Below are 19,733 nucleotides of genomic sequence, written 5' to 3'. Positions count from 1 at the left end.
GGTCCCAAACCAAGTGCTCTACCAAGCTGAGCTACTTCCCGTAAAATATGGCGCGCCCGAAAGGAGTCGAACCCATAACCTTCTGATCCGTAGTCAGACACTCTATCCAATTGAGCTACGGGCGCAAACTTTCAAAGTCAACTTTTATATTGTATCAAACCGAGTTTGATATGTCAACATCTTTTTTTGGTGCGGCCGAGAGGACTTGAACCTCCACGGGGTTGCCCCCACTAGGCCCTCAACCTAGCGCGTCTGCCATTCCGCCACGACCGCATACGTTTGTAGCGACATTTATTAGCATACCAGATTATCAACGTCTTTTCAAGAGTTAATAATTGGTTGGTGCGGGTGAAGGGAGTCGAACCCCCACGCCTTGCGGCGCCAGATCCTAAGTCTGGTGCGTCTGCCAATTCCGCCACACCCGCAAACTAAAAATAAATATCAAACATAAAATGGTGAGCCATGAAGGACTCGAACCTTCGACCCTCTGATTAAAAGTCAGATGCTCTACCAACTGAGCTAATGGCTCTTGGCTGGGCTAGCTGGATTTGAACCAACGCATGTCGCAGTCAAAGTGCGATGCCTTACCGCTTGGCTATAGCCCAATACTATAATTTCTGCTAAAAAATGGCGGTCCGGACGGGACTCGAACCCGCGACCTCCTGCGTGACAGGCAGGCATTCTAACCAACTGAACTACCGGACCAAATGTGTTATAAATAAGAAACAGGAAATGAGCTAAAATCATCTCCCGTCCCTGATGACCCCTACGGGATTCGAACCCGTGTTACCTCCGTGAAAGGGAGGTGTCTTAACCACTTGACCAAGGGGCCAAATTTTATGGCGGAGAAGGAGGGATTTGAACCCTCGCGCCGGTTACCCGACCTACACCCTTAGCAGGGGCGCCTCTTCAGCCACTTGAGTACTTCCCCATAAAATGGCTCCGCAGGTAGGACTCGAACCTACGACCGATCGGTTAACAGCCGATAGCTCTACCACTGAGCTACTGCGGAATAATATGATGTTGTTCCCTAAACCTCGTTTACAATCTTGTGTCCCCACCTCAGAAAGTAACGCAAGGAGCGGCTCGGTGTGTACAACTCGTAGCTAATTAATGAAGCTATGCTCGTCTCTACCACTGAGCTACTGCGGAATAACTAAATTTTTCGATGTCAAACTAGGACAATCACCTTGTCGACTCTTTACATTATAATGACGATGTATTATAAAGTCAATACGATTTTCATAGAAAATAAGCATCCTATTATTTCCTTATTCTTCTTGTACCTCTTTTACCTTCTTTAGCTTACCTCTGCACTTTCCACATACATATCGACTTGTATTAATCGTCCTTTTTCTTTTGTATTGCTGACGGCATTTTGTACATTCATATAGGAGAATTTTATTAGGGGTGCGTTTCTTAGGTTTGTCTAGCAGTGGACTGCAAAATCTTGGCGCACCTACTTTTTTCAATAACATTTTAAAATCTGGATCACGGTGCTGATACCCTTTTCCTTCTAAGTGTAGGTGATAATGGCAGAGTTCATGTTTAATAATCCCGATTAGTTCATTCAAGCCCAGTTGATCTAAGTATTTTTTATTGATATCGATGTTATTGGTGCCAAGCAGATATCTTCCCCCTGTTGAACGCAGCCTGCTATTAAAGGAGGCTTTATGCCTAAAAGGCTTACCAAAGAATTCAATCGAGACTTTTTCGACTAATTTTTGTAGTTCTTTATCCTCCATTTGCCTTCCTCCTTCAATAATGCGAACGTGACAACCTATTATAGCATATATTGTAGATACCTATAATGATCTACTTTTCGGGAGGGTTAACTATGCCGACTTGGTTCCAAAACCAAATGAAAAGAGCTTTCTACGAGAAGGACCGATATCAAATAAAACTGTTAAACCAATGCTGGTTTTTTTACAGGAAGAAACATACTTCATAAGAACACAGTGCTCAGTTACTAATAAAGTCTATTGGTTACCGCTATATTATTTTCTCTTGCTGTTTTGGCAACTAATAGACTTTATTGGTCACCATGAATCACTCCAAGTTCAAAATTTACACAACAAAAAGATGACCATCCGAATAAAAATGGTCATCTTCAATGATTATTTAGCTGGCGGCAGCATGGTTAAAGCTACTCTGCCCTTTTTCATATCAACCGAATCCACCCAAACCGTAACCACATCACCAACAGATACGATATCCAATGGATGTTTCACAAAACGATTACTTAGCTTAGAAATATGAACAAGACCATCCTGCTTAACGCCGATATCTACAAACGCCCCAAAATCTACTACATTCCTAACCGTCCCCTGAAGTTCCATCCCTGCACTTAAATCTTCTAATTTAAGGACATCCTTTTTCAATAATGGACGCGGCAGATCATCACGCGGGTCACGTTCTGGTCTAACAAGTGCGTCGATGATATCTTTTAATGTTAATTCACCAATTGACAGCTCTGCAGAAACTGCTTTTAAATCAAGACCACCAAGAGCCTCTCTTAATTCAGCACTTCCTAAATCATCTGTTGAAAAGCCCAGACTCTCTAATAACTTTTTCACTTCATTATAGCTTTCTGGGTGAATTCCCGTCTTGTCTAACGGCTGTTTCCCGTCTAATACACGCAAGAAGCCAATGGCTTGTTCATAGGTTTTAGCCCCTAGACGAGGGACTTTCTTTAATTGAACCCTGCTCGTAAACTTCCCTTCTTCTTCCCTTCTCTTCACAATATTCTGTGCCGCTGTTTTTGTCAGCCCGGCAACATATTGCAACAAGGAGGCTGAAGCAGTATTTACATTCACACCTACACGGTTTACCGCAGTTTCCACAACAAAATGCAATGATTCGGAAAGACGCTTTTGTGTAACATCATGCTGGTATTGACCAACACCCACTGATTTCGGGTCAATCTTCACTAGCTCAGCAAGTGGATCCTGCAATCTTCTTGCAATCGAGACAGCACTTCTTTCTTCTACTTGAAAATCTGGAAACTCTTCTCTCGCTATATCAGAGGCAGAATACACACTTGCACCCGCTTCATTAACGATTAGATAATAGATTTCTTCATTCATTTCCTTTAGGATATCCGCTACGAATTGTTCGGTTTCCCGTGAGGCGGTTCCATTGCCTATAGCAGCCATCTCTACTTTATAATCTCGTAGGATTCGAACGAACTTCTCTTTCGCTTCCTTTGTCTTTGATACGGGTGGATGCGGATAAATCACATCAATTTTCAATACCTTACCTGTTTCATCCACAACCGCTAACTTACAGCCTGTCCGGTATGCCGGGTCTACACCAATTACGACTTTTCCTTTTAAAGGCGGCTGCAAAAGCAGATTACGGAGATTCTCAGAGAAAATATGAATGGCCTGCTCTTCACCTTTATCATTTAGCTCACTTCGAATTTCCCTTTCAATCGAGGGCTGAATAAGCCGCTTATAGCTATCTTCAATTGCTTCTAGTACAAAAGGAGCCGCAGGCGAATGCTGGATGCGTATCCATTTTCTCGATAGATAAGAGAGGATGATGTCATTATTCACCTTAATGGATACCCTTAAGATATCTTCCTTTTCACCACGATTTAACGCAAGGATTCGATGGGGAACGATTTTATTTACTGGCTCTTCATATTCATAGTACATTTCATAAACTTTTTTCTCGTCTTTTTCCGCATCTTTTACCGTTGATTCTACTTTACCCGACTTAAAGGTTTCGTTACGAATCCATTTCCGCCCCTCTGCATCATCAGAAATCATTTCAGCAATGATATCTTTTGCACCAGAAATTGCGTCTTCAACCGTAAGGACTTCCTTTTCATCCGATAAAAATTCCTTTCCTTTTTCCTCAATCGGCGTATTTGGGAATGTTAATATCCATTCCGCCAAAGGTTCTAGCCCTTTTTCCTTTGCAACTGTTGCTTTTGTACGTCGTTTTTGTTTATAAGGTCGATATAAATCTTCCACCTCTTGAAGCTTTTCTGCCTTCGTTATTTTTTGTGAAAGCTCATCCGTTAGTTTACCTTGCTCTGCAATGGTCCGAAGTACTTCTTCTTTTCTTTGCTCAAGGTTTTGTATGTATTGCCAGCGTTCCTGGATATTTCTTATTTGGACTTCATCTAGTGCCCCTGTCATTTCTTTACGGTAGCGGGCGATAAATGGCACGGTGTTGCCCTCATTCAATAACGTAATAACACTCTTTACCTGTTTAAGAGGTATAGTTAATTCGGCAGCTACCTTCCCAAGGAGCTGTTCATCTTTTACAACTGTATCGTTCACTTCAAAAACCTCCATCCATTGCTATTACCATATTGTATCAAATTCCCTCAATCGATTCATTATAGGAACTATTTCTTCTTAAAATAAGGCTTCGTTAAAGACAGATGTTGATTTTTCTTACGAAAATCCTTATGAAGGACTAATCTCACTGAGGATTCTTCTGGTTTGTCCTTCATCACCCTTATGAAAGACTAATCTCACTGCGTACTATCCTAATTTGTCTTTCATCGACCTTTTATACCGCTGTACTAATAATCAACAATGAAATTAACAAAGTTTTAAATAAAAAAAATAGCAAGCTAATTAGCTTGCTAAGCAGAAACAAATATGAGGTTAGAGCATACGTATAAAAAAACGCTCTTTCTAAGAAGAGCGTGCATTCATGTTAAAATTCGATGAGACCTATACTTACTCGCAAGGCTTCATCCACTTTTTCCATCATTTCGTCATCGAGATGGGTTATTTTATCGGTTAACCGCTGTTTATCAATTGTACGAATCTGTTCTAAAAGTATGACTGAATCTCGTTCAAAACCGTAGCGCTTCGCATCAATTTCTACATGAGTGGGAAGCTTCGCTTTTTGAATTTGTGCTGTAATCGCTGCAACAATAACTGTGGGACTAAACCGATTCCCGATGTCGTTTTGAATGACAAGTACAGGACGGACGCCGCCTTGTTCAGAACCAACAACTGGGGATAGGTCCGCGAAATAAACGTCACCACGCTTGACAATCAAGGGATTACCCTCCGCTTACAAGACGTTCAACTGTGTGCTCTGCCTCAAATTCTGCTTGAAATGCTTCCGATGCAATTGATAAATTGATCATTGCCATTTCCATGTATCCACGTCTCATGGATTCGCGAATTTGTCTCTTTTTTCGTTCGCGTAAATACATTTTAGTTGCCTGATAAATAAACTCGCTCCGGTTAACGTTTTCTAATTTTACAAAACCATCTAACTCGGTTAAAAGATGTTGCGGTAATTTTACTAAGATTTCCGTAGTTGCGCCGGATTCAGACACAAACATACACCTCCACCATCACTACACACCATTTTTTCTATCTACCATATTTAATAATACCACTTAATGCCCACCATGCATAGACTAATTATAATACTTCTGTATTATAGGCCAAACAAACTACCTTTTATGCACTAAAATTCCGCATTAACATAAATATGTTCCCATTTTTAATAATAGGCCATTTATTCATGCAAAAGATAGTTTTTTAATACGACAATTTTCCCACCCTGTTTATATAGACGGGGTACTCTAGTTGAGATGATACATGGGACTTCATAATTGATTGTTTCTAGTTTCTCAGCAATTTCATTAACAGAAATGAATTCATTGTTCTGGTTTCCTATTAACGTAACAGTTGTCCCCACTGGAACTTCATGTGGTAATTTTACCATACATTGATCCATACAAATCCTGCCAACAATTGGTACTCTTTTTCCTTCAACCAATACTTCCTGTCCTTGAAGCCGACGAATCCAGCCGTCCGCATAACCGATGGGGATCGTCCCAATCCACTCTTCGTCCTCTGCCTCATACGTAGCACCATAACTTACTTTATCTCCCTTAACGAGTTTTTTCACATGAACAAGCCTCGAACGGAGCGAAAATGCCTCCTGAAGGGGGAAAGGTAACTCATTTTCAATCTCGGGAGAAGGTGTTAATCCATACATAGCAATCCCAAGACGAACAGCATTAAAATTCGCCTTTGTAAAACGTAATGCAGCAGCACTATTGCTGCAATGGATATATTTAGGCTGTTCCTTCATGACAGACAGCAAATCATGAAATAACGCTAATTGTTTATCCAGGTAAGTATGGTCTATTTCATCTGCTGTGGCAAAGTGTGTAAAGACACCTTCAATCGCTAGCCGTTCATCACCCGAAATCGTTTCTACAACCTGCGCTAAATCTTCCTTTGTTCGGATTCCTATTCTCCCCATTCCCGTATCAAGCTTTATATGGACGGGAAGTACCTTATCCACTGGGAGATAGGATTGTGCCGCTGTTATCCACTCTAACTGAAACACTGTAAGAGTAATTTTATATTTGACTGCTAGCGGAGCATCCTCTGGACGTGTTGCACCTAGGACTAGAATGGGTGCAAGTACTCCCTTATTCCGAAGGGCAATGGCTTCATCCATAAATGCTACTGCTAGATATGTTGCACCTGCTTTTAGTGCACTCTCGGCCACTTTAAAGTCTCCATGTCCGTATGCATTTGCTTTTACAACAGCTATAATCTCCACATTGGGAGGCAAAAGTTTTTTGACAGAGGTAACATTTGCGAGAATATAATCTAAATCCACCTCTGCCCATGTATCTCTATAAAAATAACCCTGCTCAGTCATAATTCCACTTCCTAATTACTTAAAGTCACTTTTATTATATTTATTTTTACCCTATTGATTATCAAACTACTTAATTTAATTGTCAAATGAAAAACAGACCCTTCTCTAAGGGCCTGCATCCAATAATCTTATTTTTCTACATCACCTTGAACGGTTCTTGCAATCTCGATGAGTTCATTTTCTGTTAAGTCATTCGATGCAATCATGTAGTCTACACCATCCACAGTCCAAGTAATAGAACCTTCAGAAACTGCACCGATGGTAATACCTAAATCAACTAATTCTCCATCCACATACGTTGGTGAAGTGGAAGCTTCTTTTACAGCTACTTTTTCTTGTACAAGTGTGAATGACTTATCACCTTCGTAGGTTAGGACAACACGTTTTCCATCCTCAAGTTTGACTACTTTTTCATCCACTAACTTCGCACCCATATCAGCAGTTGGGTATTTTACCGTAAAGGCTTCATCCTTACTGTCTGCCATTACAGGCAAGTTAAGATCCGCACGAGTCATATTCTTTTTCATATCAAAGTCGCTTTCATCAAAGCTGGCATTGAATTTAACCTTTGAGAATTCTACAGTCACTAGCGCATTTCGATCTGGATCCATCACTTTTACCATTGCCGGTGATAAATCTTCCTTGTTTAATTTTATTTCTTGGATTGGCAGCATACTATTGTTTTGATAACGGGTTTTGGTTTCAAATACATAATGTTCTTTTGTAGCAGAGAATTTGGACTCTTTATCTTCTACAATGTCCTTAATTAACGATTCATATAAATAGGCTTGGCTGCTATTTTGCGGCCAATCACTTTGGAATTTGAAGCTCTTTTTTAATGCAGGTGTTAATACAAATACTCCTTCATCATTACGTAAAATCATCTGACTTTGGTCTTTTTCTGCATTTTTTAGATTGACCCGATAGAATGTTGGGTCCTTATGCCAAATCTCTACGTTATACACCTGTGAATCAGTACCCATTTTCAACGTCATTTTCGCATCTACTTTATACCCAGTTAAATCATTTAGTTTTCCATTTAACTCTTTCACCACATCATCTTTTGACTTAGAACCACAGGCCGCTAATAGAAAGATGACCATTAACCCCGTAAACACAAGCAAAAACCTTTTCCTCAATTCCTTCAACCCCTTCTTGTCTCATTTTCATATGAATATAAAGAAGACTTGTCTCTCCCATTTCCCTATGAATATATGAGACAACCTTTTGGAATATGATTAAAGGTTTGCCAAGCTATTATGAATTTTTCTATTTTTCCTCGATGACTACCTGGGCAACAGCGTAATCCCTGCTGTGAGAAATCGAAAGGAATCCATAACTTTCAGGCTTTACGATGTAAGGCTTTCCTGAAGAATCTGTTTGGATTTCAATATCTAAAAAAGATAACTCCTTACCGATACCCGTTCCAAGAGCCTTAGAATAGGCTTCTTTTGCCGCAAATCGCCCAGCTAAAAATTCAATTTTTCTTCGCTCAGGAAGTTTAACAAACGTTTGTTTTTCATTCTCCGTCAGTATTCGATCTATCAACTTCTTTTGTCTTGTGACAATCTCTTCAATTCTTGAAAGTTCAATGATGTCAATCCCAATCCCTTTAATCATTTGCAAGGTTCCCTTCTATTTAAAGTAAAAAATGCATAATAGTACAACAAGACTACAGTTTTAGTCTAATATTAGTAGTAAGTATTTTCGGGGAGGTTATTATGTTTACGAGGACAGAGAGTTTTCGCGAATTTATCCGCTTTTATCCGGTTGTTTCTATTATTATTGCCATCCATTTCCTATTATATCTTCTAACTGCTTTACCAATATTCCCAAACTTTTGGTTTAAAGCGACTTTTTCAGGGGTAAATCTCTATATTAAGGAAGGTGAGTATTGGAGACTGATTACTCCCATTTTTATGCACGGTGGGTTTACTCATGTTTTATTTAATAGTTTCTCGCTTGTTCTTTTTGGTCCGGCTCTTGAAAAACTCCTAGGAAAGGGCAAATTCCTGCTTGTCTATCTTGTTTCTGGCATTCTGGCTAATGTAGCCACACTAATTCTTGAACCCTTAACCTACGTACACGTTGGCTCTAGTGGAGCAATCTTTGGATTATTTGGTTATTATATAAGCATGATTCTCTTTCGTAAGCATATGCTCTCACAGCAAAATTCGCAAATTATCCTTATCATTTGTGCTCTCAGCTTGATTATGACCTTCATCCAGCCCAATATTAATATTACTGCCCATATATTTGGTTTATTAGGAGGCTTTTTACTTGGAGCCATTTTTTATAATAAAAAGAAGGATTGAGCCATTCTATTGGTTCAATCCCTTTTTTTAGCTTCCCTAGAAAACCAAGAGTAAACTTTCTTTAGATCATTTTGGTCCATATCCATTACAGTGCTGCCACCACCACCGAAGCCAACTTTCACAAATGCTTCAAGCGATCCTAGGTCTTTTCTTTTTTGAAAGTAGCTTTCTTTCACTTCTAGACTTTGTATTTTATTTTTCTTGATAAATACAGTAGACCTAACCATTTTTCGATAGCGGAGATTTAATTGCTGGTTTTCCAGCTTCCAACCAGCATCCTTGTATTTTAATATTCCCCAAAATGTAAACCACGCTAGGACGATTAACGAAAGAAGCCCCCACGCCTTTAGAAAGAAAATAGCCGCAGCCACTATCGGAACAATAATGATCCAGCTCCGAAAAATATAGCGGAGCATTGCTCTTTTTGGTACTGGATGAAAGCTTGAAGATAGTCGATAATCCGTAAGATAGGGTCCCAAGATATCCTCGATGGAATCGATCTTTACAAGCGGCAGAAGCAGTACCTTTGAACCTTCCTGATTACTCACTGAACCACCTGCACTTTCAACGATAACCGAAGCATAACCTAGCCATTGACGAACGATATTTTCATTGATTCTGATTGCTTGAATTCGAGTTAACGGAATCGTAATCTGTCTTTTTTCTAATAAACCCTGAGAAATAACCAAATCATGTTCAGTTTTGGTGACATTAAAATTAGCATATTTTAACATCGTTCCAACGAGGGCAATAACCCATGCAACCACCAAGCCTCCAAAAACAAACAAGACAATGATAATTAGATTGCTTACTGCCCATTGTTCAACTCCACGAAATACTCTTTCAAATGGAATAAAATCATCCAGTTGTGAAAAAAATGCCAATACCGCTGATATGACCACACCTACTCCGCCCGATGTAAGTGATAGTAAGATTAATTGCGATGGAGCCATTCTATATACAGTATGACTAGAAATTGCAGGATTCGATTCAACCTCTTGAACAGCAGGATTTTTAGCTGCTGCTACATATTCTTGAATATAGCGTGCTTCTTCTTTAGAGATAGCTGCTAGAACCGCTTCTGCTTCATCCGTCCCGCTTCCGCCTGCAGTTTCAACTTTGACCTTCACCATCCCGCATAGACGCTGAAGAATCCCTTCTGAAATATCCAGACTTTGAATCCGTTCTAAAGGAATATACCTTTTCTTGCGAACAAAAACACCATATTCAATCCGAAGTTCATTCTGCTCCAATCTATACGTGTATCGCAGCCAGGAAAGAATACTTGTCAGAACGATAGCTACCATGGCAATACCGATTGCGCCAAATAGCAGCAGCTTTCCACCATTTTTCCAAATAAAGAACAAGGCGATAAAACTAAAAATGAAATCCTTTAACCTTTTACCAATAGTCAGCACAATCACAATCGGATGAAGTCTTTTCGGTTCAAACATCTTCATCCGCCACCCTTGCAAGAGTAGAAATAAAGTGCCTTAATTCTTCTGCTTCACTCTCTTCTAATGCAGGAATTTCATGTGAAGTTGCAGCAGTATTAATAATAACAGAGGCTAATTGATAGTTGCGTAAAATAGGTCCCTGTACCGTATCAACATGCTGAACGCGAACCATTGGAATTAACGTCCGCTTTACGATGAAAATACCTTCTTGAAGTTCTATTTCCTCATCTCTAACATCATACCGCCAGCGTCGCCACTTTATGGTCGGCAATAAAAAAATAAATAAATACGTAGAAATTAGTTCTATTACAATTAATAGTACGGAAATCCAAAATGGACCATTAAAAGTATGTAAAAGAAAAATAGCTACTCCTGTTACTATCCAGCTAATGACAATTTGAATCACGCCTGAGATTTTCCAAACGGTTAACGCCTTTGCAGATATTCGTTTTTGTGGCTCTAGTATCATACTCTCCCCCCCCATTTACTACGCCTTTTCTTAAGTATACATGGTAATCTGGAAGGAAACATCAATGTTACTCAACAACAAAACTCGATTGGTCAATTAATTTAATTCCAGTCCTGCCTTGTAAATCCTTCATCAAACGAAAGAGGGCGGCGTCCTTTTGCTTGGCCTCTATCATGCAATGGACCTCAGGAACACTTCCCTTGATTTTATTGATGAATTTCAGAAACATTTCAGGATCAACAAAATCAGCGTGTGCCCTATATTCCTTATCAGAGCGAGGACTTGAGATATGCATTTTAACAGGCAGAGGTGACGTCTTCCATGTGGCAACGATTCGTTCCCAGTCTCCCTGCCATTCCACCTCTTCATGATTGGCCAAATGATGATGATAATCAAATACCATTGGAATCCCTAACTTTTCACAAAGGTATAGCGTTTCTTTAACTGTGAACGTGGTATCATCATTTTCAAGAATGATCATTTTTTGAATAGCAGGCTGGATATATCCCCAATTATAAATAAACTGTTCAAGTGCCTTTTCCTTATCGTCATAGCCGCCGCCAACATGCAGGACACACCGGTGTTCTGTATCAATTTTCATTCCCCTAAGCAATTTCAAATGCATCACAAGTGTCTTTAATGCATTCGAAAGTATATCCTTGTTGGGCGTATTTAGGACAACGAAATGGTCTGGGTGAAAGTCAATTCGCATTGGGTATTGGTTAAGGTAGTCACCGATTTTTTTTAATGATTCTTTTAGTGGCTTTATATAATCCCAATCAAGCAGCTCCTCGTGATTAGCGAGCGGGATTAAGCGGGAGCTTAAACGAAAGAAATGAATTTGATTTCCGGCATTGTGTTTTAATAACCTTAAGCAATTATCGATATTCGATTCTGCAATTCGCTCTAACTTTCTAATTGCAGCTTCACGGTCCTTTATCTTGCTAAATTGTGCAAATGTCATCGTTTGGGATGGTGATGCATTTTGAAGCTCAACGCTCATGGCCACATATCCAAGTTTAACAATCATCCTCATCACTCCTAACAGGGTTTTACCATTAATGTTCCCATTAAACACCCTGTTAAAATAAAAAGAGAGCATTGGACATTATGTCCATGCTCTCTATCTTTATTATCTGTTAAAGCTTCTTGGTTTTCCAGATGAACGCTTTTCACCTGTTCTTGGCTTAGCAGGTGCCTTTTTACGATCGCGGTCGCCGCCACGTGAAGAATTATAGCTTCTATTGTCATCTCTTCTTCTACGGTCACGATCTTGCGGCTTTCTATCACGCTTAGAATGCATTGGTGCTTCTTCAGTTAACTTAACCGGTGTTTGATCAGGCTCTTTTGTTAACATTTTTAATACTGCAGCAACAACAGTTGAAGCATCATTTTCTTCAAGTAATTCTTTCGCAGCAGCTTTATAATACTGAAGATTATTTGATTCAATCGTTGCAACAATCTTATCGACTACTGCTCGTTGCTGTCCTTCTAACGCCTCATCCAATGTAGGAGGTGTCATTCTTTCCATCTTACGCTTCGTTGTTCTTTCAAGAACAGATAGGTAAGACTTTTCACGCGGTGTGATGAATGTTAATGCCATACCTGATTTACCAGCACGACCTGTACGTCCAATTCGGTGGACATAGCTTTCAGGATCCTGTGGAATATCGAAGTTGTAAACATGTGTTACGCCAGAGATATCAAGACCCCTTGCTGCCACGTCTGTTGCAACCAATACATCAATGGTTCCTTCTTTAAATTTACGAAGGACTTGCATACGTTTCGCCTGTGTTAAGTCTCCGTGAATTCCCTCAGCTGTGTAACCTCTTAAGGTTAATGCTTCAGATAATTCGTCAACGCGGCGTTTAGTCCGTCCAAAGATAATCGCTAACTCTGGTGATTGAATATCAAGAAGTCTTGTTAAGACATCGAATTTATTCTTTTCCATCACTTCAAGATAGAATTGTTCAATCGCTGGTACAGTCATTTCTTTCATCTTGACACGGACAATTTGTGGGTCTTTCATAAACTTTTCTGCCATTCTTTGAATCGGAGCTGGCATTGTTGCTGAGAAAAGTAATGTTTGACGCTCAGATGGTGTAGAAGCAAGAATAGTTTCAATGTCTTCAATGAATCCCATATTTAACATTTCATCTGCTTCGTCAAGAATAACAGTATTAACTGTATCTAAGCGCATTGTTTTTCTGTTTATATGATCCAATACACGTCCAGGAGTACCTACAATGATATGTGGGTATTTCTTTAATGAGCGGATTTGGCGGCTGATGTCCTGTCCACCGTAAATAGATAGAACGCGAACTCTTTTCCCTGATCCGATTTTATAAAGCTCTTCTGATACTTGGATAGCAAGCTCACGAGTTGGTGCAATGATGATTCCTTGGATGGCATCCTTGGTTACATCAACCTTTTCCACTAACGGAATTCCAAATGCAGCTGTTTTACCAGTTCCTGTTTGAGCCTGCCCGATCAAATCCTTGTTTGCAAGTCCCATTGGAATTGTTTCTGCTTGGATTGGTGTTGCTTCCTCAAAACCCATTTTGAGGACAGCTTCTAAAGTAGCCTGACTTAGGCCTAAATCTTCAAACTTTGTCAATGTTTTCATTCTCCTTCATCTATGTGAAAATATTTTTAAGGTGCTGAATATTTTCGCCCGATACTCAGAAATGCGAAAAAGCGTCTTGCTTAGGGGCGAAAGCGTTGTAGGGCCTGACGGTGAAGTCGCTTTTGACTTCATCGTTGGACTGAAGCGGTCGAGCCCTAGGCGCCGTAGCTAGACACGCATCAAAATGCCGCTAGTAGGTAACATCTATATTTTACCAAAAAAAGACATTCCCCTTCAAGGAGTATGCCCTTTATTCATCGTTCTTTAGACACGTTGCAGATAATCATAACACTATTACACGCTAATTGCAATTAATGCGTCATTTACGGTCCCATATCGGCATACCTCTCCATCAAAAAGTCATACACCTGGGAAAAAAGGGCCTCTTTTTCCTCACAATGACAGATATGATGGCTGGAGTCCTTGATATACGTAAGCCTCTTTGTTTTAGCATTAATTGTCCGGTATAAGTATTCGGCACTTTTAGGAGGGACGATTCCGTCACATTCCCCTTGTGCAATCAATGTTGGCACTTCTACTTGCGGGAGAAGTGGTTTAATGTAAGATACAAGCCTGCGAAATTGTAGAGTCGCTTTTATGGGAGTTGCTTTTATTTTTCTTTTATATCGCTGAAAAAATTCATTCTTTTCTAAGTTTCCTTTTAATGAATCCAAAATCATTGATTTAATTTCGCTTGCCATTTGTTTTGGGTTTAGGTAATAAGCAGCTGCACTAAGTAGTACAAGCTTGTCCACTGGGTACTTGGCAGCTAAAAGACTTGCAATCATACCACCCATGGAAAATCCGATTACATATACCTGATCACAGGTAGCAATTAATTTCTTTAATTCGTTCTCTGCATGTTCAATCCACTGTTGATAGTGAACACCTTTTAGTGAAAGATTTTCCCCATGGCCAGGAAGAGTCGGGACACTGAATATCCAGTCTGTATGCTTGGTTAAATACTCAGCAAGAGGCTCTACTTCATATGGTGCCCCTGTAAAGCCATGAATACACAAACAGCCAATCAAGACTCTCCACCTACTTTATTTTGAAGAATATTTTTCTTTAGTGTTCCAATAACTGCATTTAGCATACGGTCATATTTTTGGATTACTTTTTCTGTAATGCTGTCACAATTTCTTCTAATTTCATCCCTCTTGAAGCCTTTACGAGGACTAATGACTCGTTATTTACATGCTGCTTTAACGCATTAATTAGCTCATTCTTGTCTGTAAAGGAAAAAACTCTGTGTTTCCCTAAAGCGGAACGTGCTCCTTGGGCAATGTGCTCTGCTAACTTTCCAAAGGTAAAGACCAAATCTATTTTACCCGGATTCAATCCTTCACCAATTTGCAGATGGTATTGTTCTTCCTGAGGTCCTAATTCGAGCATATCACCAAGAACCAAAATGATTTTTTGATAGCCCTTCAGGTTTGAAACCAGTTCAATTGCCGCAGTCATCGAGGTAGGACTAGCATTATAGGCGTCATTGATAATCTTTTCACCATGACTTCCCTCAACAAGCTCCATTCTCATATTGGTAAGTTTAACGCTCGCTAAGCCTTCATTCATTTTAGTAAATGGCACATCAAAGTATTGAGCAATGATCATCGCAGCAAGTGCGTTTAATATATTATGAGTTCCTAATACAGGAAGTTCGAAGTTTTCAGTGGACTCATTGATCGTAAACCGATTGCCATGTTCTACCTGATTGACTTCTGTAGGATAAAAGTCATTCCTGTTATTTCTTCCAAATGTTAAGACGTTAACATTCCCTTTATATTTATTTATTCGTTCCATAAGAAGTGGTTCATCGCCATGAAGGACGGCCATTCCCCCCTCTTTTAACCCTTGCAGGATTTCAAGCTTTGCTTCAGCAATTCCTTCTCTTGACCCAAGATCAAGAAGATGTGATTCTCCAATATTTGTAATGACAACCGCATCTGGAGAAGCAAGTTTTGTGAGAAATTCTATTTCCCCCCTGCCACTCATTCCCATTTCTAATACGGCAATTTCAGTATCCTCATCCAAACCTAATACGGTTAGTGGCAATCCAATATGGTTATTATAATTTCCTTCTGTTTTTTGTACTTTATAGGTGGTGGATAAGAGAGATGCTGTCATATCCTTAGTAGTTGTTTTCCCATTACTTCCGGTAATTCCTACCACTTTTACTGGTAATTGTTTACGATATTCTCTCGCCAATTCCTGCAGGGCAACTAAGCAATCTTCCACTATCAGGATTGGTAAATGTGTGGGTGGATTGGGCACATCCTTTTGCCACAATGCAGCAGCTGCGCCCTTCTTCAGTGACTCTTCTACAAATCTATGACCATCCGAGCTTTCCCCTTTAAAAGGAACAAACAAATTACCAGGTTCAATTTTTCTAGAGTCAATAGAAACACCAGTAATTTCCACCTCACCAAATGAGGCGATATCATTGTTAACAGCTATCATCTCGGATATCTGCTTTAGGTTTCTTTTTATCATTTCAAACCTCCAGTTAGTTATGATTTTAAATAAAGACACGGCACCTGAGCCGTGTCAATTACTTAGAACGTGTATTTTATGTTTTGTTTTTCTGCATGTCTTTCTTTTGCAAGATTCACTAATGTTTCAATTAATTGTGGGTATTCCACACCTGTATGCTTCCATAACAGCGGGAACATACTGAAAGGCGTAAATCCAGGCATCGTATTTACTTCATTAATTAAGGCCTTACCGTCTTTTGTTAAGAAGAAGTCAGCTCGGACAAGTCCTGAACAATCCAACGCTTTAAAGGCTTGAATGGCCATTTCTTGTATTTGTTGATACTCTTCCCCAGAAACATCTGCCGGAATGATTAGTGCCGTATCACCATCTTCATATTTCGCCTTATAATCATAAAAATCCTTCTTTGGAACAATTTCACCAGCCACTGAACATTTTGGTTCGTCATTTCCAAGAATCCCAACTTCAATTTCACGGGCAACGACGCCCTCTTCAATGATTACTTTACGGTCAAATTGAAATGCTTCAACGAATGCCGCTTCAAGTTCTGTTCGGTTTGTACATTTACTGATACCGACGCTTGAACCTAGGTTGGCTGGTTTTACAAAACAAGGATATCCGAGTTCCTCTTCCACTTTCGTATAGACAGACTCTTTACCCTTTTCCCATTCCGTTCTAATAAAGGCAACATAATTCACCTGTGCCAACCCTGCTTGAGCAAACACATTTTTCATCATTACTTTATCCATTCCCGCTGCGGAAGCTAATACACCATTCCCGACATACGGAAGGTTTAATAACTCCAATAATCCTTGTACGGTTCCATCTTCTCCATTTGGACCATGAAGTAATGGGAATATTACATCCAATGAGTCTTGATTATGCTGAAAAAGTGCTGGTGCCAATGTGGTTGCTACCTGATTTTCATTTGTAAATTCTAATGCTTTAACGTTTTCTACTGGTGCATGTAGCTGTTGTCCCTTTATCCATTGACCTTCTACGTTTATGTAAATCGGATGTATTTCAAATTTTTCTAGATCAAGCGCTTTAATTACCGCAAGAGCCGTTTGTAATGATACTTTATGTTCAGCGGATTTTCCTCCGTACAATAAACCAATTTTAGTTTTCATACTAAACCTCCATTTTCGCATTTCACGATTTTATTTTATCACTTTTATTACTTTATGAAACCTACAGCTTGGTTAAAAACTTACTATTATTCCTTACACAAACAAAATCTCTCCACTGAAATGGAGAGATTAGATTACGGTAAGCTTCCACTCTTTTGTTTTCTTATCAAAGATAATTTTCGCATGGCAGTTTTCACCAGAAATTTGTTCATACTCCTCATACATGTCATCCATTGTGGCAAAGTCGCCTATCACCCAGATAGGAATTTCCAGTCTGCTTCGCTGATGATCCACATCTCGTAAGGAAATACAGATACCCTCTTTAATAAAAGGGGTTAGAGATAGGAGAATTTCCTTATTTATCGGTGGATATAGACGTTTTTTCCTAATTCCAAGGATGGACTTCTCAAGCTTCAACTCTCCTAATTTACTTGAAAGGGCTTGACTTAAGAGCTGGAAAAAATCCTTGAAACTTCGGTAATAGGTTTTATTAAAGAAACCATCATCATGTGCTAAGTAAACAAAGCGATTACCAAGCTTATTATAAAAGGGAAGTTTTAAATGCTGCTTCTGGTGACCCAAATATAATAATTCTGCTATTTCCTGCCCAGTGAGTTCATTTAATCCTTCTTCTTCAACAAAGTCAATCCAGCAAAAGTCTCCGTAGCCGTATATATCCTCGTTAGCTAATCTTTTGATTTTATCCTCTGGACAATATTCGAGCAGTGTATGCATATTAAAATCACCATCTTCAAAGTGATGCTTTAATAATAGCAGCGGATTTAAAGCACCGGAAAAGGCAGCAGCAAATTCGGCAAATTCGATACCGTAAGACAATACATACTGATCATTTTGATTTAGATGGACATAAACGAGATCCCGTATGTCTTGATGGTGCTTTTTCAAAGCCAAACTCCTCCGATCGGGAAAAATAAAATCTATATAATAAGTTTGAACGTACACTATAAAATGGTACCAATCTTAACTAATCCTTCCTCATTTTATCATTAATAGTCCAAATAGCTTATTTCAATTCATTTACAATTCTAAAGGATTTTGTGATACTTTTGAAACAGTTAGCTTGATTATTTTACGATTTACACATACTAGTTTTAAACTCCTAACTAGTATTTGCAAATAATCAACAAATCATTTTCTAACATACCTGTATAGAGTGTACAAACGCACCGGTAGAAAGGAGAGTATAAGATGATTAAAGATATGACGCAGGATGAGATCACTCTCCATATTATTAAATTACTAAAAGAAAACAAGAAAGCAGACTTTATTTCGATTCTTGAAGAATTACAGCCTTATGACACAGCGAAGATCTACGAGGATTTACCTGAAAAGCATAAACTTCGATTTCTTTTATTCTTAAATTTTCACGTCCTTGCTGACTTAATGCAGGAACTCGAGAAAGAAGAACAGCTTGAAGTATTAAATAAACTTGGAATTGAAAAATCCAGCAAAGTCCTTGATTTAATGGACAATGATGACTTAGCCTTACTCCTGGATGAACTATCCCCAGAGAAAAAAGAGTCACTTCTTTCTGGAATGAAGATAGAAGAGTCTAAAGCCGTTACCGATATCATGAATTATCCACCCGAAACAGCTGGAAGATTGATGACCAACCGTTTTGTGTGGATTCGAAGTTATTATACTGTCAGAGAAGCTGTTGATAAGTTAAAAACGTTTGCAGAGTTTGCTGAATCCATTAACTACCTGTATGTCGTCGATGAAGTACGGAAGCTGGTTGGTGTTGTCTCTTATCGAGATTTACTTCTGGCAGATCTCAATGAAAAAATTAGCAGTATTATGTATGAACGTGTCATTTCGGTTTCTGTCACCACCGACCAAGAAGTAGTGGCCCGCATGACGGAACGATATGATTTCCTGGCCATTCCTGTAGTGGATGAAGCCAATGTGCTGGTTGGTATTGTAACGGTTGATGATATCATCGATGTCGTCATAAAGGAAGCAAATGAAGATATAGAAAAGTTATCAGCCTCCGGGAAATCCATCGATTTTGATACAAAGACGTTTGTTGCTGCTACGAGGAGACTTCCATGGCTTATTTTACTTTTATTTATCGGACTCATTTCCGGAAGCATTATCAGTAGTTTTGAAAGTACATTAAATCAAGTTGTCGCTATTGCCTTTTTCATGCCAATGATTGCAGGTATGACAGGGAATACTGGAACACAATCACTTGCAGTTGTCGTAAGAGGCCTCATTTCGCACGATATCGATAAAGGTGTCATCGCTCGCTTAGTTTTGCGGGAACTTGGGGTTGGAGTGACAATTGGCATTACCTGCGCGATCCTCATTTCAATCATTGCCTACATTTGGCAGGGGAGCCTTATCTTAGGGGCAGTGGTCGGTGTTTCGCTATTCTTTACCCTTATTATTGGCACCATGGCTGGTACCATAATCCCGCTCATTTTATTTCGTTTAAATATAGACCCAGCCGTCGCTTCTGGCCCATTAATTACAACGATTAATGATATTTTTTCATTGCTCACGTACTTTGGAATTGCCACGATGTTCCTAAACTATCTTCTGTAAGCACGGCCTTAT

At 39.4% G+C, this 19,733-nt stretch carries 18 protein-coding genes and 9 tRNA genes; 3 read left to right on the top strand and 24 right to left on the bottom strand.

From position 1 onward, the window contains the following. Positions 1–48: 48 nt before the first annotated feature. The 10 genes from M3189_RS25745 to M3189_RS25700 all read right to left on the bottom strand — a co-directional run bounded on the left by M3189_RS25745 (position 49) and on the right by M3189_RS25700 (position 1,745). Positions 49–125: transfer RNA gene (locus tag M3189_RS25745), tRNA-Arg, on the bottom strand. Positions 126–187: 62 nt separating this feature from the next. Next, positions 188–273: transfer RNA gene (locus M3189_RS25740), tRNA-Leu, on the bottom strand. A gap of 67 nt (positions 274–340) precedes the next feature. Further along, positions 341–425, bottom strand: a tRNA-Leu gene (locus tag M3189_RS25735). A 28-nt stretch (positions 426–453) separates the two neighbouring features. After that, positions 454–529 (bottom strand) — tRNA-Lys (locus M3189_RS25730). Position 530: 1 nt separating this feature from the next. Further along, positions 531–605: transfer RNA gene (locus M3189_RS25725), tRNA-Gln, on the bottom strand. 23 nt (positions 606–628) lie between these two features. Next, a tRNA-Asp gene (locus M3189_RS25720) sits at positions 629–705 on the bottom strand. Positions 706–760: 55 nt separating this feature from the next. Then, positions 761–832 (bottom strand) — tRNA-Glu (locus M3189_RS25715). 8 nt (positions 833–840) lie between these two features. Next, positions 841–931: transfer RNA gene (locus M3189_RS25710), tRNA-Ser, on the bottom strand. Between the two features lie 6 nt (positions 932–937). Beyond that, positions 938–1,012: transfer RNA gene (locus M3189_RS25705), tRNA-Asn, on the bottom strand. Positions 1,013–1,271: 259 nt separating this feature from the next. Then, a complete protein-coding gene (locus M3189_RS25700; RefSeq protein ID WP_251639523.1) occupies positions 1,272–1,745 on the bottom strand; it encodes a SprT family protein in 474 nt (157 codons plus the stop codon). A gap of 92 nt (positions 1,746–1,837) precedes the next feature. On the opposite strand from M3189_RS25700, the gene cmpA reads away from it, so the two are divergent. Beyond that, positions 1,838–1,951 carry a cortex morphogenetic protein CmpA gene (cmpA, locus tag M3189_RS25695; RefSeq protein WP_251639521.1) on the top strand — a complete coding sequence of 38 codons (114 nt, stop codon included), beginning with the start codon at positions 1,838–1,840 and terminating at the stop codon, positions 1,949–1,951. A 166-nt stretch (positions 1,952–2,117) separates the two neighbouring features. Here the strand turns inward: cmpA and M3189_RS25690 are convergent, their stop codons facing one another. From M3189_RS25690 to acpS, 6 genes are all read right to left on the bottom strand, one after another. Then, positions 2,118–4,307 carry a Tex family protein gene (locus M3189_RS25690; RefSeq protein WP_251639519.1) on the bottom strand — a complete coding sequence of 730 codons (2,190 nt, stop codon included), beginning with the start codon at positions 4,305–4,307 and terminating at the stop codon, positions 2,118–2,120. A 370-nt stretch (positions 4,308–4,677) separates the two neighbouring features. Further along, on the bottom strand, positions 4,678–5,028 hold the full coding sequence (locus tag M3189_RS25685) for a type II toxin-antitoxin system PemK/MazF family toxin (RefSeq protein ID WP_034673264.1): 351 nt from the start codon (positions 5,026–5,028) through the stop codon (positions 4,678–4,680). 4 nt (positions 5,029–5,032) lie between these two features. Continuing rightward, the gene (locus tag M3189_RS25680) at positions 5,033–5,314 is read right to left on the bottom strand and encodes a CopG family ribbon-helix-helix protein (RefSeq protein WP_095251323.1); all 282 of its coding nucleotides are present in this window, start codon (positions 5,312–5,314) and stop codon (positions 5,033–5,035) included. 185 nt (positions 5,315–5,499) lie between these two features. Further along, positions 5,500–6,663 carry an alanine racemase gene (gene alr, locus M3189_RS25675; protein WP_251639517.1) on the bottom strand — a complete coding sequence of 388 codons (1,164 nt, stop codon included), beginning with the start codon at positions 6,661–6,663 and terminating at the stop codon, positions 5,500–5,502. Between the two features lie 128 nt (positions 6,664–6,791). Then, a complete protein-coding gene (locus M3189_RS25670) occupies positions 6,792–7,802 on the bottom strand; it encodes a LolA family protein (RefSeq protein ID WP_251639515.1) in 1,011 nt (336 codons plus the stop codon). Positions 7,803–7,932: 130 nt separating this feature from the next. Further along, positions 7,933–8,283: a holo-ACP synthase gene (gene acpS, locus M3189_RS25665; protein WP_251639524.1), complete on the bottom strand. Its 351-nt coding sequence runs from the start codon at positions 8,281–8,283 to the stop codon at positions 7,933–7,935. Between the two features lie 101 nt (positions 8,284–8,384). Here acpS and M3189_RS25660 point away from each other — a divergent pair, with 101 nt between their 5' ends. After that, on the top strand, positions 8,385–8,978 hold the full coding sequence (locus M3189_RS25660) for a rhomboid family intramembrane serine protease (protein WP_251639513.1): 594 nt from the start codon (positions 8,385–8,387) through the stop codon (positions 8,976–8,978). A gap of 14 nt (positions 8,979–8,992) precedes the next feature. On the opposite strand, the gene M3189_RS25655 is transcribed toward M3189_RS25660, so the two are convergent. The 8 genes from M3189_RS25655 to M3189_RS25620 form a co-directional block, all read right to left on the bottom strand. Beyond that, on the bottom strand, positions 8,993–10,432 hold the full coding sequence (locus M3189_RS25655; RefSeq protein ID WP_251639511.1) for a PH domain-containing protein: 1,440 nt from the start codon (positions 10,430–10,432) through the stop codon (positions 8,993–8,995). Then, positions 10,425–10,904 (bottom strand): PH domain-containing protein, encoded by a 480-nt coding sequence (locus M3189_RS25650; protein WP_251639509.1) that lies wholly within the window; start codon positions 10,902–10,904, stop codon positions 10,425–10,427. The genes M3189_RS25655 and M3189_RS25650 overlap by 8 nt, the downstream gene beginning before the upstream one ends. Before the next feature lie 67 nt (positions 10,905–10,971). Beyond that, positions 10,972–11,934, bottom strand: coding sequence for a UV DNA damage repair endonuclease UvsE (gene uvsE / locus M3189_RS25645; RefSeq protein ID WP_251639507.1), 963 nt, complete (start codon positions 11,932–11,934; stop codon positions 10,972–10,974). A gap of 102 nt (positions 11,935–12,036) precedes the next feature. After that, positions 12,037–13,530 (bottom strand): DEAD/DEAH box helicase, encoded by a 1,494-nt coding sequence (locus tag M3189_RS25640; protein WP_251639505.1) that lies wholly within the window; start codon positions 13,528–13,530, stop codon positions 12,037–12,039. A 323-nt stretch (positions 13,531–13,853) separates the two neighbouring features. Next, positions 13,854–14,561, bottom strand: a complete 708-nt coding sequence (locus M3189_RS25635) for an alpha/beta hydrolase (protein ID WP_251639503.1) — start codon at positions 14,559–14,561, stop codon at positions 13,854–13,856. An 82-nt stretch (positions 14,562–14,643) separates the two neighbouring features. Next, the gene (locus M3189_RS25630) at positions 14,644–16,023 is read right to left on the bottom strand and encodes a UDP-N-acetylmuramoyl-tripeptide--D-alanyl-D-alanine ligase (RefSeq protein WP_251639501.1); all 1,380 of its coding nucleotides are present in this window, start codon (positions 16,021–16,023) and stop codon (positions 14,644–14,646) included. Positions 16,024–16,085: 62 nt separating this feature from the next. After that, positions 16,086–17,153 (bottom strand): D-alanine--D-alanine ligase, encoded by a 1,068-nt coding sequence (locus M3189_RS25625; protein WP_251639500.1) that lies wholly within the window; start codon positions 17,151–17,153, stop codon positions 16,086–16,088. A gap of 129 nt (positions 17,154–17,282) precedes the next feature. Further along, positions 17,283–18,059 carry a hypothetical protein gene (locus tag M3189_RS25620; protein WP_251639498.1) on the bottom strand — a complete coding sequence of 259 codons (777 nt, stop codon included), beginning with the start codon at positions 18,057–18,059 and terminating at the stop codon, positions 17,283–17,285. 303 nt (positions 18,060–18,362) lie between these two features. Between M3189_RS25620 and mgtE the strand changes: the two genes are divergently transcribed. Next, on the top strand, positions 18,363–19,721 hold the full coding sequence (gene mgtE, locus M3189_RS25615; protein ID WP_251639496.1) for a magnesium transporter: 1,359 nt from the start codon (positions 18,363–18,365) through the stop codon (positions 19,719–19,721). The last annotated feature ends 12 nt before the right edge of the window (positions 19,722–19,733 follow it).

The organism is Neobacillus niacini (assembly GCF_023715415.1).
GTDB lineage: Bacteria > Bacillota > Bacilli > Bacillales > Cytobacillaceae > Neobacillus > Neobacillus niacini_C.
Note: the sequence above shows the minus strand (reverse complement) of the source record. Positions and strands in the feature narration are given on the sequence as shown.